Source organism: uncultured Gemmiger sp., assembly GCA_944388105.1.
Taxonomy (GTDB): Bacteria; Bacillota; Clostridia; order Oscillospirales; family Ruminococcaceae; genus Gemmiger.
In genome coordinates this window covers 1-14,719 of the sequence record CALXHN010000055.1, presented here as the reverse complement: position 1 = coordinate 14,719, position 14,719 = coordinate 1, and the positions used below count along the sequence as shown (strand labels likewise).

Genomic DNA, 14,719 nt, shown 5'->3' with positions numbered 1-14,719 from the left:
ATGAGCGACGTGGCCGGCCAGGAGGGCCGCACGGTGCTGTACGTCAGCCACAACATGTCCACCATCCGGCAGCTGTGTACCCGGTGCATCGTGCTGGACAAGGGCAAGGTCATCTTTGACGGGGACGTGGAACAGGCCATCGCCGTGTATATGGAGACCACCGACGTGAACGTGGTCCACTACGACCTGACCCATGTGTCCCGCATGACCGGCAGCGCCGGCAAGCGGCTGCGGCTGGAGACCCTGGACTTTGTGGACAAGGAATCCAGCGTCTTTGCGGACAACGAGAAGGTGCGGGTGCGCATCACCTGGCGGGTGGCGGAGCCCTTCTCCGGGGTGAACATGAAGCTGAACCTGCATTTCCGGGATTCCACCCCGGTGGGCATCACCCATCCGGTGGACCTGGGCCCCGCCGAACCGGGCAAGCTCTACACCACCGATTTCACCTTTGACCCGTCCCTGCTGGGCGAGGGTCAGTATTTCTTCTATGTGGACGTCTTTGACGGCTCCCTGGCCCAGGCGGTCTGCCTGGACAAGCCGGTGACCGAGTTCGCCTTTGAGGTGACCAGCGCCGACCTGTCCATGCCCGAATGGGCCGCCGGCTGGGGCCGCATCCACTTCCCGCCGGTCCAGGTGACGGGCACCACCGCGGAGGCTTGAAGATGGCAAAACCCGATTTGTACATCTGCCACACCGCCTACCACCTGCTGATTGCCCTGGTGCGGGCCCTGCGGGCGGGGGGCGGTCAGGCCGTCTGGCTCAGTGAGCAGATCCCCGGCGCCGACGCTCTGGCCGCTTCCGGCAAGCTGGACGCCGCCTTTGGCGAGGCGGCCGTGCTCCACGAATCCCGGTGGCAGGGCATCGTCACCGGACCGTTGGGACATTTCCGCAACCGCCGCGCCTATGAAAAGGCCGGGGTGGGCCCGAAACTGGACAAGAACGCCTACGGCACCATCCGCATCAGCAACGACTGGAGCGTGGCCGGACGGTATCTCCAGGACTGCGGCGCGCCCTATACCCTGTGTGAGGACACGGTGGGCGGCACCCTGGACACCGACCAGCACCTGCTCACCGAACAGCGGGCCGCGGCGGACTTTGCCCGCCGTCCCTACCTGTACTGGGGGGACAGCCCCGCCTGTGCCGCGGTGGAGAGCGAGGACCCGGACCGGTGCACCCTCTTTCCCCGGGAAAAGCTGCGCAAGTTCAGCGCCCGGGCGATGCTGGCTGACCTGACAGCGGAAGAAAAGGCCGCCGTGCGCCGGGTGTTTGTCTCCCGGCCTTTGCCCGAAGACCCGGCCACCTACGCCGGAGCTACCCTGCTTTTGCCCCGCAGCTTTGTGCAGGACGGGCTCATGGACCAGGCCCAACAGGATGCCATCTTCAGAGCGGTGGCCCAAAAATATACCACCGGGCCGCTTTTCATCAAGACCCATCCCCGGGACGACACCGACTATGCGGCGCTCTTCCCCGGTGCCACCGTGCTGGAACGTACCATGCCCAGCGAGGTGCTGAACTTCTGCCTGCCCGGTAAATTCCGTCGGGCGGTCACGGTGCAGAGCTGGGTGCTGCGGGGCTTTACCGCCGCCCAGGAAAACATCTTCGTCTCCCTGGACGACGCCAGGGCTCTTGCCGCCGCCCAGTCTGCCCAAACTGAATGAGAAAGGTCGCGTTTTATCATGAAAACCGTTGCCGTCATTCCCGCCCGCTACCAGAGCTCCCGCATGCCGGGAAAGCCTCTGGCCGGTATTCTGGGCAAACCCATGATCTGGTGGGTGTACAACGAAGCCAAGAAATGCGCCGCCCTGTCCGATGTGGTCATTGCCACCGACGACGAGCGCATCGAAGCCGCCTGCAGGACCTACGGCATGAACTGCCTGATGACCAGCCCCGACCACGACACCCCCACCGGGCGCATCTGGGAGGTCTCCACCAGACTGGAAGCCGATCTCTACCTGCAGGTCATGGGGGACGAACCCCTCATCAACGTGAAGGCCTTCGACCTGATCCTGCCCGAAAGTCTGCCCCAGGACCCCTACTATGTGGCGGTGCTCACCAACGTGATGACCCACCCGGCGGACGTGGTGGACTTCTCCAACCAGAAGGTGGTCACCAACGCCGACCGGGAGATCCTCATGATCTCCCGCAGCCCCATCCCGTACCCCAAAGGGACCCTGGACTTTGAGTACGAGAAGGTCACCGGCATCCAGCTGTACAGCCGCAAGGCCCTGCAGTTCTACCACGACACCCCCAAATCCGCCCTGGAACTGGCGGAGGAAAACGATATGATGCGCTTCATCGAGCACGGGCACAAGGTGCATGCCATCAAGAGCCCGTACAAGACGGTGAGCGTGGATACCCCCAAGGACCTGGACCTGGTCCGCCGCACCCTTTCCGAAACCAACTGAAACAACAACGAGGTACTTTGTTATGGCAAACACCAAACTGCTGGACTGCACCCTGCGCGACGGCGGGTATGTGAACAACTGGCGCTGGGGATTCTCCGCCGCCCGTGACATCATCGCCACCCTGACCCGCGCCGGGGTGGACATGGTGGAAGTGGGCTTCCTGCGCAATGTGGACAAGTATGACCCCGATGTGACCGTCTGCCGCACCATCGAGGAGCTGAACCGCCTGCTGCCGGAGCACACCGGCCACACCATGTATACCGGCATGGCCATGCGCTCCAACTACGATATCTCCCAGCTCTCCCCCTACGAGGGCCACGGCATCGAGCTCATCCGCATCACCGCCCACGACTACGACATCCGGGAAGGCATGGACTTCGCCCGGGAGGTCAAGGCCCGGGGATACAAGCTGTCCATCAACCCCATCAACATCATGGGCTATGCGGACAAGGACATCCTGTGGATCCTGGACCAGGTGAATGCCATCCATCCCTACCAGTTCTCCATCGTGGACACCTTCGGCAGCATGCGCCGCCGGGACCTGGAACGGATCGTCAGCCTGGTGGACCACAACCTGGACCCGGATATCCGGGTGGGGCTGCATCTGCACGAGAACATGGCCCTGAGCTTCTGTCTGGCCCAGGAATTCCTGGACAAGCACCTGCTGCGGGACACCACCGTGGACGCCAGCCTGCTGGGCATGGGCCGCATCCCCGGCAACCTGCCCATCGAGCTGGTGGCCGACTATATGAACGACACCCTGGGCATGGGCTACGACATCGACGAGCTCATGGACGCCATCCAGGACCACATCGCCCCCCTGAAAGGGGAGACCCAGTGGGGCTACACCCCGGCCTACTTCCTCTCCGCCCGGTACAACCTGCACCGCAACTACGCCGAGCATTTCCTGGGAAAAGGGGATCTGACCAACCGGGACATCAACCACATCCTGGCAGGGCTGGACCGGTCCAAGGCCACTGTCTTTGACGCCGCCTACGCCGACGGCCTGTACCGGGACTACCAGAGCCGCCGCATCGACGATACCGCCGCCCTGGACACCCTGCGCGCCGCCCTGGCGGGCAAGAAGGTGCTGGTGCTGGCCCCCGGCGCCACCCTGGGCACCCCCGAAGGCCAGGTGGCCGCGGGCAAGGCCGGGGCGGACGTGGTGATCTCCGCCAACTTCTGCCCGGAGTTCTGCACCCCGGACTATGCCTTCTTCTCCTCCAGCAAGCGGTACGACAAGATCGACGCCGCCAGCCTGCCCTGCCCTGCGGTGCTCACCAGCAACCTGCGCACCGACAACCCCCTCACCGTCAACTATGACCGGCTGTGCGCCGCTGATGCCCCGGCGGGCAACAGCGTGCTCATGCTGCTGCGGCTGCTGCGGCTGTGCGGGGCCTCCCAGGCTTTGCTGGCCGGGGCCGACGGCTACCGGGAAGGGGAGAACGCCTACGCCGAGGGCCGGCTGCACACCCACACCGACCGGGGCGCCGCCTACAACGCCCAGGTGGCGGCGGCGCTGCGGGCCATCCAGGCCGGGGGGCTGCCCATCGGCTTTGTCACCCCCAGCGAGTACGCCAAACTGATGAACGCCTGAACCGGAGACTTGCCATGATCAAACTGCTGGTGCTGGACGTGGACGGGACCATGACCGACGGCGGCGTCTACTATGACGCCACCGGAAACGAACTGAAAAAATTTGCCATCAAGGACGGGGCGGGCATCGTGGCCGCCCGGGCCGCCGGGGTGCAGGTGATGATCTGCACCGGGCGGGAGTGCGAGGCGGTGCGCCGCCGTGCCGCCGACCTGCACATCGACTATGTGTTCCAGAACGTGAAGGACAAGGCCGCCTTCCTGCGGGATTTCATGGCGGAGCACGGCCTTTCCCGGGAGGAAGTGGCCTACTGCGGGGACGACTGGAACGACCTGCCCGCCATGGCCCTGTGCGGCTTTGTGGCCTGCCCCGCCGACGCGGCGGCCGCCGTGGCCGCCCGGGCGGACTTTGTGGGCAAAAGAAAAGGCGGCGAAGGGGCCGTGCGGGAAGCCATTGAGGCATTCCTGGGCCGGGAAGGCCGTCTGGACCAGGCCCTGCACCGGGCTTTCGGCATTGAAACGAAAAGGGAGAACCCTGTATGACCGGCAAACTGCGCAAACTGATGCAGGCCCACCGCCCCACGGTGCTGGCCCTGGGAGCGCTGCTCCTCTGTCTGGCGGTGGCCGCCGGACTGTGGCTGGCTGTGGTCCGGGGCAACACCCAGAAGAGCCTGTCCCAGAAGATCAGCGACGACTACACCCTCATGAGCGCTCCCCTTGAGGAGGGCCAGAGCGTCAGCCAGACCTTCTCCTATGAGGAGGACCTGCTGGCGGTGGCGGTGGTCTTCGGCACCAGCGGGGAACAGCCCGCCGGCACCCTGAACGTGACCCTCACCGACGCCGACACCGGCGAGGTGCTGGCCACCTCCTGGGGGGACATGAGCCTGATCGTGCCCGGGCAGTACACCGGCCTGGGCCTGGACCACGCGGTGGCGGGCAAGCTGGGCGGGCATTACTGCCTGACCCTGACCCCTGAATACACCGGCACCGGGCGGCTGTGCGTGGGCACCTCCGACGGCACCGCCCTGTGGGAGGAAAGCTACACCTTCGCCGGACAGGAACAGGATGCCACCCTGTCCCTCATTGTCACCTACCGCACCATCGGCGGATTCCTGGACCGGTTCTTCCTGGGGGTGGCGGTGCTGGCCGCCCTGCTGGTCTTTTTCGGGGTGCGCACGGCCCTGCGCCGCCGCATGCCCCTGCACCGGCTGGTGCTGGTGCTGACGGTGGCCTTCGGCCTATTGTACAGCGTGGTGCTGCCGCCCTATTCCGCCCCCGATGAAAAATACCACATCAACCAGTCCTTCACCCTGGCCTGCCGCTGGGCCAACTTCTTCAGCGACGAGGACTGGCGGATGGGCAACGTGCCCATCGATATGAGCTACCGCCGGGAACACGATGTGAACGCCCTGCTCCAGGACGAAAACACCACCGTTTTCACCTGGCAGGAACTGTCCGAAAATCTTCTGACCCTCTCTCCCGACAGCTTTGACAGCCACACCCAGCTGGAAGAATACCAGACCGACCGCAACCCCACCCTGTATGTCATCAGCGCGGCGGCGGTGTTCCTGGGCTTTGTGCTGCACCTGGGCTTTGTGCCGGTGCTCATGCTGGGGCGGCTGGCCAATCTGCTGGCCTTTGCGGTGCTGGCCTCCCTGGCCGTGCGGTTCGCCCCCTTCGGGCGGCGGGTGTTTGCGGCGGCGGCCCTGCTGCCCATGACCCTGCACCTGGCCGCCTCCTTCAGCCGGGACGCCCTGCTGCTGGGGCTGGCCTTCGTCTTTACCTCCCTGTGCATGCAGGCGGTCTTTGCGGATGAGGGCCATCCCGTCACCCTGCCCCATCTGGTGGGGCTGGGGGCGGCCGGGGTGCTGCTGGCCCCCGCCAAGCTGGTGTACCTGCCCCTGGCGGCGCTGTTCCTGCTCATCCCCAATGCCCGCCTGGGAGCCCGGGCCCGGGTGAAAAAGGCGGTGTATCTGGCCGCCTGCTGCGCCCTGGCCCTGGCCCTGAACGGCGCCATGCTCACCGGCCTGCTGCACAGCGACAGCACCGAGACGGTCTCTGCCGCCGCGGAAACCGCAGACGCCGCCCAGGCGGACGCCGCTGCGGCGCTGACCCCGGAAGCCCACGGCGCCCCCCAGGCCGGCGATGCCACCGCCGAAACGGCGCAGGCCGATGACCCGGCCAGCCCGCTGCGGTCCTATCTGGATGCCATCCCCGCCCAGTACCTGGAACACAGCCCCGAAGCCTTTGTGCGCCGGGTGTTCTACTGCGGCCTGTGTCCGGATGTGGCGGACAGCGAGGTGGAATTCTGGGCCCAGGCCCTGGTGGACGGGGACGTGAGCGCCGCCGAACTGGGCCAGAGCTTCTTCTTCAGCCCCGACGCCATGGAGCAGAACACCTACACCGATGAAGACTTTATCCGGGCCGTGACCCTGACCTATTTCGGCAAACAGGCGGTCAACGACTGGACCTGGGGTGTGCTCAGGGACCAGAGCCGGGTGAACCTGTTCAAGGCCTGCTACACCGAGGACCAGGGCGTCAACGAGCTCACCGCCTGCGGGGTGACCATCGGCATGGAAGATGCGGAACACTACCCCCTGGACCGGCAGCTCCTGGTGCAGCGGGTGGAGGAAGCCCGGGCGGTGCGGTCCACCCAGAGCGTGGCCGCCCCCGAGGACCAGATCACCTACACCCCGGGCTATGTGCTGACCCATCTGCCCGACACCCTGCTGCTGGTGGTGCGCACCGCTGTGACCAACACCGACGACTATCTGCGGGGACTGGTGGGCGGCCTGCTGAGTTATAATTCGGTGGAACTGGCCTGGGGCTGGGTGCTGGCGCTGTACGGCCTGCTGCTGTTTGCGGCGCTGCCCGCCCGCCGGGACACCGAATACGACCGCCTGCCCGCCGGCCATTACCGGGCCTGGTGCGTGGGGGCGGTGCTGGTCTGCTGCGCCCTGGCCCTGGCCGGGTGCATCGTCTGGACCCCCACCTATTACCAGACCGTCTACGGGCTGCAGGGGCGGTATCTGCTGCCGGTGCTGCCCCTGGCGCTGCTGGTCTGCGCCCCCCGGCGCATCCTGGCCGCCGACGCCGACACCGCCGCCACCCAGCTGGTCTGCGGTCTGTGCGCGGTGAATTTCGGCGTGCTTTTGAACATTATGCTGGTCATCCTTGCCCGATGACCCGGAGGAGGCTGCTGTGACCATCCTGTTCTTTTCCGCCCAGTACCTGCCCACGGTGGGCGGGGTGGAGCGGTATACCTGGAATCTGGCCCTGCGCACCGTGCGCGCCGGACACCGGGCGGTGGTGGTGACCAGCGCCCTGCCCGGTCTGCCGGACCGGGAGACCGACCCCGACGGCATCGAGATCATCCGCCTGCCGGTGTGGCCGGTGATGAAAGGCCGGTTCCCGGTGGTGCGCCCCGCGGGGGCGGCTGCCCTGGAACGGGCCATGGAAGAGAGGAACCCGGATTTCTGCGTGATCCAGACCCGCATGTATACCCAGAGCATCCTGGCAGCCCGGGCGGCCCGCCGCCATGGGGTGCCGGCCATCGTCATCGACCATTCCACCGGCTACATGCCGGTGGGCGGCGGCGCGGTGGGGCTGGCGGGGCGGCTGTATGAACAGCTGGCCTGCGGGCTGATCCGCCGCACCGGACCGGACTTCTACGGGGTGTCTGCGGCGGTGTGCCGGTGGCTGAAGACCTTCGGCATCACGGCCAAGGGCTGCCTGCCCAACGCCGTGGACCCGGAGGCCCTGCAGCGGGAAGCTGCCCAGCGGCCCATGGACTGGCGGACCAGGCTGGGGCTCTCTGCAGATACCCGGCTGGTGCTGTTCGTGGGACGCCTCATCCCCGAAAAAGGGGCGGCGGCCCTGGCGGAGGCGGTGCAGGGACTTCCCGGCACCGTGCTGGTGGCGGCGGGGGACGGCCCCGACCGCAGCCGGCTGCAGGAACTGGGGGCGGTGGCCGCCGGGGCGGTGCCCCACCGGATGGTGGTGCAGCTGCTGAACCAGGCGGACGTCTACTGCCTGCCCACCCGGTACGCCGAAGGCTTCCCCACCACCCTGCTGGAAGCGGCGGCCTGCGGATGCCCCATCCTGTGCACCCCCACCGCCGGCACCGAGGAACTGCTGCCCGGGCCGGCATACGGCACCCTGCTGGAAGATACGAGCCCGCAGACCATCCGCGCCGCGCTGAAGACCCTGCTGGACGACCCGGACACCGCCCGCGAAAAGGCCCGGGCCGCCCGCAGCAACCTGTGCGCCCACTTTACATGGGATGCGGTCTTTGCTAGAATAATGGCGATCGCACAGGAAAAAACCAAGGAACGGGCCGGGGACTGAACCCCGCCCGAAAAGGAGCAGATATGGCAAGATTGCTCATTGTCATCCCCGCTTACAACGAGGAAGCCAACATTGAAAAAGTCGTGGGAAACCTGGCGAAAAACTATCCCCAATATGATTATGTGGTGGTCAATGACGGCAGCCGGGACCACACGGCGGCCATCTGCCGGGCCCGCGGCTTCCGGCTCATTGACCTGCCGGTGAACCTGGGACTGGCCGGCGCCTTCCAGACCGGGCTGCGCTACGCCGCCGAAAACGGCTACGACTGCGCCATCCAGCTGGACGCAGACGGCCAGCACAAGCCGGAATATATCGCCCCCATGCTGGAAGCCCTGGAAGACGGGGCGGACATCGTCATCGGCAGCCGGTTCCTCACGGTGAAAAAGCCCAAGACCCTGCGCATGCTGGGCAGCTATATCATCAGCTGGGCCATCCGGCTGACCACCGGCCGGGCCATCTGCGACCCCACCTCCGGCATGCGGCTGTTCAACCGCGCCATGGTGGAGGAATTCGCCCAGAACCTGAACTACGGCCCTGAACCCGACACCATCAGCTACCTCATCAAGAACGGCGCGGTGGTCAGGGAAGTCCAGGTGGAGATGGGGGAGCGCACCGCCGGCCAGAGTTACCTCACCTTCTACAAGAGCGTGCAGTATATGGTCAAGATGGCCATTTCCATCCTGCTGATCCAGTGGTTCCGCAAACGCGACACCGAAACCCCCTATCCGGAAAGGAGCCTGTGAGATGCTGTTCGACCAAATGATCATCCGGGTCTGCCTGATCGTGGGCAGCCTGGTCACCGCTTTGTATGTGCTCATGCGGGTACGCCGCGCCAAGGTCCAGATCGAGGACACCATCTTCTGGCTGCTGTTCAGCGTGGTGCTGCTGGTGCTGGCCATCTTCCCCGGCATCGCCTACTGGGCGTCCCGGCTGCTGGGCTTCCAGAGCCCCATCAACTTTGTGTATATCGTCATCATCTTCCTGCTGCTGGCCAAACAGTTCTTTTTGTCCATCCGCATCAGCCAGATGGACTCCCGCCTGCGCATCCTCACCGAACAGGTGGCCCTGGACCGGGAAAAGGTGGAGCGGGAGAAATTGGACTTGTGACCTTGTCACCGCCCGGTATTTATGGTATACTGACTTAGTATCATCAAAAAATACAAAATGGCGTTTTGTATCCCATATCCCCAGTGAAAGAAGGTATTCCGATGGCTTTTACCCCTCAGCTGACCTATAAAGGCCGCCCGCTGGTGCGCTGCGGCAACGATATCTACTACGGCAACATGACCGATGCGTATATCGTCTACCTGCAGATCCTGACCACCAAGAAGGAAAACGGCATCGATGTGGCCGACAAGGTCCACATCATCCTGCTCTCCACCGATGACTCCAAGCCCCTGCCCGAACGGATCGTCCGGCAGGCCAACAAGGTGGGCCTGTTCAACGCCCTGTCCTTCGGCGACATCATGCTGCGCGGCCAGCTCAAGGAAAACAAATAAACCCAGAAAAGCGCTCCGCCGGGATCTTTCCCGGCGGCTTTTTTATGCCCCGGGACTTGCATTTCTTCGGATATGGGCGTATAATAATACACGAATCTTGTAAATTTATGCAGTATATACAAAGGAGCGTTCCACGATGGCGCATTGCGAACTCAAGGGCCGGAACTTTCTGACCCTGCTGGATTTCACCCCCGAAGAAATCGGCAGCCTGCTTTCCCTGGCGGCAGAGCTGAAAGCCAAAAAGAAGGCGGGCATCCCCCACGACACCCTGCGGGGCAAGAACGTGGCCCTGATCTTTGAAAAGACCTCCACCCGCACCCGCTGCAGCTTTGAGGTGGCGGCCCACGATTTGGGCATGGGCACCACCTACCTGGACCCCACCGGCAGCCAGATCGGCAAAAAGGAATCCATCGCCGACACCGCCCGGGTGCTGGGCTCCATGTTTGAGGGCATCGAGTACCGGGGCTACGGCCAGTCCATCGTGGAGGAACTGGCCAGATACGCCGGCGTGCCGGTGTGGAACGGCCTGACCAATGAATTCCATCCCACCCAGATCCTGGCGGATTTTCTGACCCTGCAGGAGCATTTCGGCCATCTGAAAGGGCTGACCCTGGCGTACATGGGGGATGCCCGGTACAACATGGGCAATTCCCTCATGATCGGCTGCGCCAAGATGGGGCTGCATTTTGTGGCCTGCGCCCCCAAGGCCTACTGGCCGGCCCCCGAACTGGTGGAAAAGTGCCGGACCATTGCCGCCGAGACCGGCGCCACCATCACCCTCACCGAGGACACCGACGGCGTCAAAGGCGCCGATGCGGTGTACACCGATGTGTGGGTGAGCATGGGCGAGCCGGTGGAAGTGTGGGCCGAGCGCATCGAGGCCCTGGCCCCCTACCAGGTCAACGGCGAACTCATGGCCAAGGCCGGTCCCCAGGCGGTGTTCATGCACTGCCTGCCCGCCTACCATGACCACAAGACGGCCATCGGCAAGGAGATGGGCGAAAAATTCGGCCGCGCCGAGATGGAAGTCACCGATGAGGTCTTTGAAGGGCCCCAGTCGGTGGTGTTCCAGGAAGCGGAGAACCGGATGCACACCATCAAGGCTGTCATGGCCGCCACCCTGGGCGCCTGAATCCGCCCGCAGCAGCATATAAAAAAGGCCCGTTCCCTCTGCGGCAGGGAACGGGCCTTCCTTATTATAATACAGGGAACTCAGCGGCAGTCGTGGCATTTGGCGGGGGGCAGCATCCGGGTGCACAGCGCCCACAGGGCGTCGGCGCCGCCCCGGACCTGGTCCTCCGGCAGGATGTAGGCCAGATCGGCCCGCACATACAGGTAAAAGGCCCCTGCCGTGCGGTATACGCCCCACACATTGGCCCAGGCGGCGGTGGTGTCGGCGGCTTTCTGCTGGCGGCCGGGAACATGCACCGTGATGCCGTCCGGCCCCAGTTCCACCCGGTACGCGGTGCGGGGACGGGTCAGGCCCATCTGCTTCACCTGCTGATTCACCGAATGGAGAAACCCGCCCACATAGGCGGCCGGCAGGCCCAGGCCCACCACCGCCAGCAATACGCCCAGGATCACCGCCCCGTGCTGCTGTCCGGCCCGGAAAAAGCACAGGCAGGCCAGGGCGACCATGACCACCGCAAAGACCAGCGGCCGCCGCCAGCGTTTCTGGTGGCGGAAAGCGTCAAAGCGGGCGAACGCCCGGAACCGGTCGGCGGTCATCTCAACGGGCACGGTGATGGTGCGGGGCATGGGGGATTCCTCCTTGGTCGTGTTCTGCATTCCATTGTAGCACGGCCCCGCATCCGGCGCAAGCCGGACAAAAAAGCGCCGGGGCGCTCCCCGGAAAGGGAAGGTCCCGGCGCGTTTGTGCCGTATGGATCAGGCAGCGGTGGTTTCGCTGTTCTTGCGGGCCGCAAAGTAGGCGCGCAGAGAGTTGATGACGATGGTCAAGCCCAGGGCGATGAGCAGCACAGCCAGGATCAGCTGCAGGCCTTCCACCAGGAAGGTGGCGCTGCCGGCCTGGTAAGCCTGGATCATGGCGATCAGGCGCTGCACCAGCGCGGTGAAGGTGACGCAGAGCATGATGATCAGCGGCGGGAACAGCATCTTGTTGCTGCGGCCGGTGACCTTCAGGAAGACGCACAGGGTGACCAGCACCAGGGCGGACAGCAGCTGGTTGGCGGCGCCGAACAGGGGCCAGATGTTGGCATAGCCGATCTTGGCCAGGATGAAGCCGTACACCAGGGTGATGATGGTGGACACATAGGTGTTGCAGAAGAACTTGCGCCAGGGGGCGGCGTTCTTCATGTCGTCCACGGACAGCAGTTCCTGCAGGCTCATACGGCCGATACGGGAGACAGCGTCCAGGCTGGTCAGGGCCAGGGCGGACACGCACATGGTCATGAAGCACTGGGCCACATACACGGGCACGCCGAACATCTCAAAGAAACCGGCCACGCCGGAGCTGAAGATCTGGAAGGGGGTGCCGGCGGCAGGGGTACCGTCCGCGGCGGCGGCAGCGCCGGCCACGCACAGGGCCAGCACGGCCAGCAGGCTTTCCAGCACCATGGCGCCGTAGCCGACCTTCAGCATATCCTTTTCATTTTCCACCGTCTTGGAGGAGGTGCCGCTGGACACCAGGCTGTGGAAGCCGGAAACGGCGCCGCAGGCCACGGTGACGAACAGGATGGGGAACAGGTCGCCCAGGCTGTCATTGTGGAAGCCGGTGTAGGCGGGCAGGTTCATGGACGGATGGGCCACCAGCAGGCCGACCACCGCACCGGCGATCATGCCGATGAACATGAAGGTGGTCATGGCGTCACGGGGCTGCTTCAGCAGCCACATGGGCAGCACGGCGGTAAAGAAGATGTACACAAAGGTGATGTAGATCCAGGTGTCCTTGTTGGCGATGAAGGGCAGGACCATGCCCAGAGCCAGAGAAGCGATGGTGAAGACCAGGCCCACGGCGCCTTCCTTCCAGCCGGTCAGGTGCAGGCGGCGCTGCAGCAGGCCGAACAGGATGGCAAAGACGATGAAGAACAGGGAGATGCTGCCCGCAGCGCCGTTGGTCTGGGCGGCAGCCACCAGGGCGCCTTCGGTGTCATAGGCGTTGAAGGTGCCGGCCACCATGTCGGCAAAGGCCGCAATGACCAGACCGCAGAACAGCCAGCTGAACAGCAGGAACAGCTTGCGGCCGGTCTTGCCGATGTACTTCTCGATCAGCAGGCCCATGGATTTGCCTTCGTTCTTCACGCTGGCGTACAGGGCACCGAAGTCGGTGACCGCGCCGAAGAACACGCCGCCGATGAGGATCCACAGCAGCACCGGCACCCAGCCGAACACCGCCGCCTGAATGGCACCGGTGACGGGGCCTGCGCCCGCGATGGAGGAGAACTGGTGGCTGAAAACGGTCCAGCCGTCGGTGGGGACGTAGTCCTTGCCGTCGTTTTTGACCACGGCCGGGGTCTTGGCGTTTTCGTCAATGCCCCAGGTGCGGGCGATCCAGCGGCCGTAGAGCGTGTAAGCCGCGACCAGGCACACCGCAGCGACGAGAACGATCACGAGTGTGTTCATAAAAAAATTCCTTCCTCTTTTTGGTTTTGCAGGTCTCAGCAGCCAAATGCGGCGGACGGGATATGAAAAAAGCCCCCGTCTCTGCTTCCCCACAGTTTCCTGTGAAGGTTGCAAAGACGAAGGCTTGCATTCCGATTGTTCCGGGGGATTCTGGCCCCCTGCAGGCTTCCGCGTTACCACTTTGCTTGCCGCTTTCGCACAAAAACGGCCACTCTGCCGCAGGGAATACGGTGCACCCGGCATTGCCCCCGCGCTCCCTGGTAACGGTGGGATTCCGGCCTGAATTACGCAGCGATCCCGGCCCTTCCGGCCAGGGGTACGCCTTCACGCAGGCTGCTTGCAGGTGAGAACCCCTCCGCGCCTTGCTGCCGCCTCGCACAACCGGCGGCTTTCTGAAAGCGGTGAGCAAAAGGGTCATGTCCTGTTCGTCGCATTTGACTGATGAAACTGTCTATTAATTTATACCCATTGTCCCGAAATGTCAATTCAATCCGCTGAAGTTCGGCGAAAAAGCGGGGCTGGACGGAATTTTGACAGGAAAATTTGGACAAATTGTGAATAAAGGAAAGATTACTGTCCCAAAAACAGTACAAACAAAGGCTTCCCGGCAGCGGCGGGGCAAAACGGAAGGGGCGGGAAACTGTGTATTTATGCAGTCGTATGCAGGCGCCGGCGACGCCGGAACCTGTGATAATGGCCAATCCGGCAAGGTGTTTGTTGTGCAGTCGGCCCATTGACGGCCAAAAGTGAGGACTATTATAGTATAATCAAGAAAAACTATCCTGTTTTCCGCGAAGGAGGAATGATGTATGCAGGCATGGCAATGGCTGATCGTGGTCCTGGTAGTGGTGATCCTGGTGCCGGTGGTGCCCCGTGTGCTGGCCAAAATTGATGCCAAGCGGCAGCTGCGGGGGGACATCCCCGAGCGCAAGGCCAGCGAGAACTTCAATCCCGATACGCCCCGTCCCGGGGACGGCGGCAGCACCGACGGGGAGATCCTGGCCGGACAGGCCCGTATGAAGTCCGGGCAGAATGTGATGGGCATGAAATGACTGTTCCGCCGGAAGCATTCCGGAAAGGAGAGTCCAGGATGAAAAACGCAAAGATACTGTCCCTGGCATTTCTGGCGGCAGGCACCCTGGTCCTGGCACTGCTGCTGCAGATGGCGGGCCGGGGCCTTTTGCCCCGGGGCAGCGGGAGCGGGGGCTCCGAAGAACAGGGGGTCTACTGTTATCAGAATGGGACGGTGAAGGTGTGAGCAGCCCGTGCTGCAGGCGGCAGAAAGCCCACTGA

At 64.1% G+C, this 14,719-nt stretch carries 15 protein-coding genes and 1 pseudogene; 13 read left to right on the top strand and 3 right to left on the bottom strand.

The window, feature by feature from the left end; all coding sequences use genetic code 11:
• The 11 genes and pseudogenes from Q0K17_RS07425 to argF all read left to right on the top strand — a co-directional run.
• Nucleotides 1-660 (top strand): annotated as a pseudogene (locus tag Q0K17_RS07425) (ABC transporter ATP-binding protein); the annotation flags it as partial.
• A 2-nt stretch (nucleotides 661-662) separates the two neighbouring features.
• The gene (locus Q0K17_RS07420) at nucleotides 663-1,658 is read left to right on the top strand and encodes a glycosyltransferase family 52 (protein WP_294541604.1); all 996 of its coding nucleotides are present in this window, start codon (nucleotides 663-665) and stop codon (nucleotides 1,656-1,658) included.
• A gap of 18 nt (nucleotides 1,659-1,676) precedes the next feature.
• Entirely contained in the window at nucleotides 1,677-2,405 is a 729-nt protein-coding gene (locus Q0K17_RS07415) for a 3-deoxy-manno-octulosonate cytidylyltransferase (protein WP_294541602.1), read from the top strand.
• A gap of 22 nt (nucleotides 2,406-2,427) precedes the next feature.
• Complete coding sequence (locus Q0K17_RS07410) at nucleotides 2,428-4,002, top strand: aldolase catalytic domain-containing protein (RefSeq protein ID WP_294541599.1); 1,575 nt, start codon at nucleotides 2,428-2,430, stop codon at nucleotides 4,000-4,002.
• 14 nt (nucleotides 4,003-4,016) lie between these two features.
• Nucleotides 4,017-4,541 (top strand): HAD-IIIA family hydrolase, encoded by a 525-nt coding sequence (locus tag Q0K17_RS07405; RefSeq protein WP_294541596.1) that lies wholly within the window; start codon nucleotides 4,017-4,019, stop codon nucleotides 4,539-4,541.
• Complete coding sequence (locus Q0K17_RS07400; protein WP_294541593.1) at nucleotides 4,538-7,183, top strand: DUF2142 domain-containing protein; 2,646 nt, start codon at nucleotides 4,538-4,540, stop codon at nucleotides 7,181-7,183. The genes Q0K17_RS07405 and Q0K17_RS07400 overlap by 4 nt, the downstream gene beginning before the upstream one ends.
• A gap of 16 nt (nucleotides 7,184-7,199) precedes the next feature.
• Entirely contained in the window at nucleotides 7,200-8,345 is a 1,146-nt protein-coding gene (locus tag Q0K17_RS07395) for a glycosyltransferase family 4 protein (protein ID WP_294541591.1), read from the top strand.
• A 23-nt stretch (nucleotides 8,346-8,368) separates the two neighbouring features.
• Entirely contained in the window at nucleotides 8,369-9,088 is a 720-nt protein-coding gene (locus Q0K17_RS07390; protein ID WP_294541588.1) for a glycosyltransferase family 2 protein, read from the top strand.
• 1 nt (nucleotide 9,089) lies between these two features.
• Entirely contained in the window at nucleotides 9,090-9,452 is a 363-nt protein-coding gene (locus Q0K17_RS07385) for a DUF2304 domain-containing protein (RefSeq protein WP_294541586.1), read from the top strand.
• Between the two features lie 101 nt (nucleotides 9,453-9,553).
• Nucleotides 9,554-9,844 carry a hypothetical protein gene (locus Q0K17_RS07380; RefSeq protein ID WP_294541584.1) on the top strand — a complete coding sequence of 97 codons (291 nt, stop codon included), beginning with the start codon at nucleotides 9,554-9,556 and terminating at the stop codon, nucleotides 9,842-9,844.
• 136 nt (nucleotides 9,845-9,980) lie between these two features.
• Nucleotides 9,981-10,976, top strand: a complete 996-nt coding sequence (gene argF / locus Q0K17_RS07375; protein ID WP_294541579.1) for an ornithine carbamoyltransferase — start codon at nucleotides 9,981-9,983, stop codon at nucleotides 10,974-10,976.
• Between the two features lie 80 nt (nucleotides 10,977-11,056).
• Here the strand turns inward: argF and Q0K17_RS07370 are convergent, their stop codons facing one another.
• The 3 genes from Q0K17_RS07370 to Q0K17_RS07360 form a co-directional block, all read right to left on the bottom strand.
• The gene (locus Q0K17_RS07370) at nucleotides 11,057-11,632 is read right to left on the bottom strand and encodes a YcxB family protein (RefSeq protein ID WP_294541569.1); all 576 of its coding nucleotides are present in this window, start codon (nucleotides 11,630-11,632) and stop codon (nucleotides 11,057-11,059) included.
• A gap of 99 nt (nucleotides 11,633-11,731) precedes the next feature.
• Complete coding sequence (locus Q0K17_RS07365) at nucleotides 11,732-13,426, bottom strand: carbon starvation CstA family protein (protein ID WP_294541561.1); 1,695 nt, start codon at nucleotides 13,424-13,426, stop codon at nucleotides 11,732-11,734.
• Nucleotides 13,427-13,710: 284 nt separating this feature from the next.
• Nucleotides 13,711-14,160 (bottom strand): hypothetical protein, encoded by a 450-nt coding sequence (locus tag Q0K17_RS07360; RefSeq protein WP_294541558.1) that lies wholly within the window; start codon nucleotides 14,158-14,160, stop codon nucleotides 13,711-13,713.
• Nucleotides 14,161-14,235: 75 nt separating this feature from the next.
• Here Q0K17_RS07360 and Q0K17_RS07355 point away from each other — a divergent pair, with 75 nt between their 5' ends.
• Both Q0K17_RS07355 and Q0K17_RS07350 read left to right on the top strand, forming a co-directional pair.
• The gene (locus Q0K17_RS07355) at nucleotides 14,236-14,478 is read left to right on the top strand and encodes a hypothetical protein (RefSeq protein ID WP_294541555.1); all 243 of its coding nucleotides are present in this window, start codon (nucleotides 14,236-14,238) and stop codon (nucleotides 14,476-14,478) included.
• A gap of 38 nt (nucleotides 14,479-14,516) precedes the next feature.
• A complete protein-coding gene (locus tag Q0K17_RS07350) occupies nucleotides 14,517-14,684 on the top strand; it encodes a hypothetical protein (protein WP_294541553.1) in 168 nt (55 codons plus the stop codon).
• Nucleotides 14,685-14,719 lie beyond the last annotated feature (35 nt).

Coding starts and splice junctions, on each gene's coding strand:
- Q0K17_RS07400 (WP_294541593.1), top strand. CDS start 4,538: ATGACCGGCAAACTGCGCAAACTGATGCAGGCCCACCGCCCCACGGTG.
- Q0K17_RS07385 (WP_294541586.1), top strand. CDS start 9,090: ATGCTGTTCGACCAAATGATCATCCGGGTCTGCCTGATCGTGGGCAGC.
- Q0K17_RS07405 (WP_294541596.1), top strand. CDS start 4,017: ATGATCAAACTGCTGGTGCTGGACGTGGACGGGACCATGACCGACGGC.
- Q0K17_RS07390 (WP_294541588.1), top strand. CDS start 8,369: ATGGCAAGATTGCTCATTGTCATCCCCGCTTACAACGAGGAAGCCAAC.
- Q0K17_RS07360 (WP_294541558.1), bottom strand. CDS start 14,160: ATGGGCCGACTGCACAACAAACACCTTGCCGGATTGGCCATTATCACA.
- Q0K17_RS07355 (WP_294541555.1), top strand. CDS start 14,236: ATGCAGGCATGGCAATGGCTGATCGTGGTCCTGGTAGTGGTGATCCTG.
- Q0K17_RS07370 (WP_294541569.1), bottom strand. CDS start 11,632: ATGCAGAACACGACCAAGGAGGAATCCCCCATGCCCCGCACCATCACC.
- Q0K17_RS07350 (WP_294541553.1), top strand. CDS start 14,517: ATGAAAAACGCAAAGATACTGTCCCTGGCATTTCTGGCGGCAGGCACC.
- Q0K17_RS07380 (WP_294541584.1), top strand. CDS start 9,554: ATGGCTTTTACCCCTCAGCTGACCTATAAAGGCCGCCCGCTGGTGCGC.
- Q0K17_RS07415 (WP_294541602.1), top strand. CDS start 1,677: ATGAAAACCGTTGCCGTCATTCCCGCCCGCTACCAGAGCTCCCGCATG.
- argF (WP_294541579.1), top strand. CDS start 9,981: ATGGCGCATTGCGAACTCAAGGGCCGGAACTTTCTGACCCTGCTGGAT.
- Q0K17_RS07420 (WP_294541604.1), top strand. CDS start 663: ATGGCAAAACCCGATTTGTACATCTGCCACACCGCCTACCACCTGCTG.
- Q0K17_RS07410 (WP_294541599.1), top strand. CDS start 2,428: ATGGCAAACACCAAACTGCTGGACTGCACCCTGCGCGACGGCGGGTAT.
- Q0K17_RS07365 (WP_294541561.1), bottom strand. CDS start 13,426: ATGAACACACTCGTGATCGTTCTCGTCGCTGCGGTGTGCCTGGTCGCG.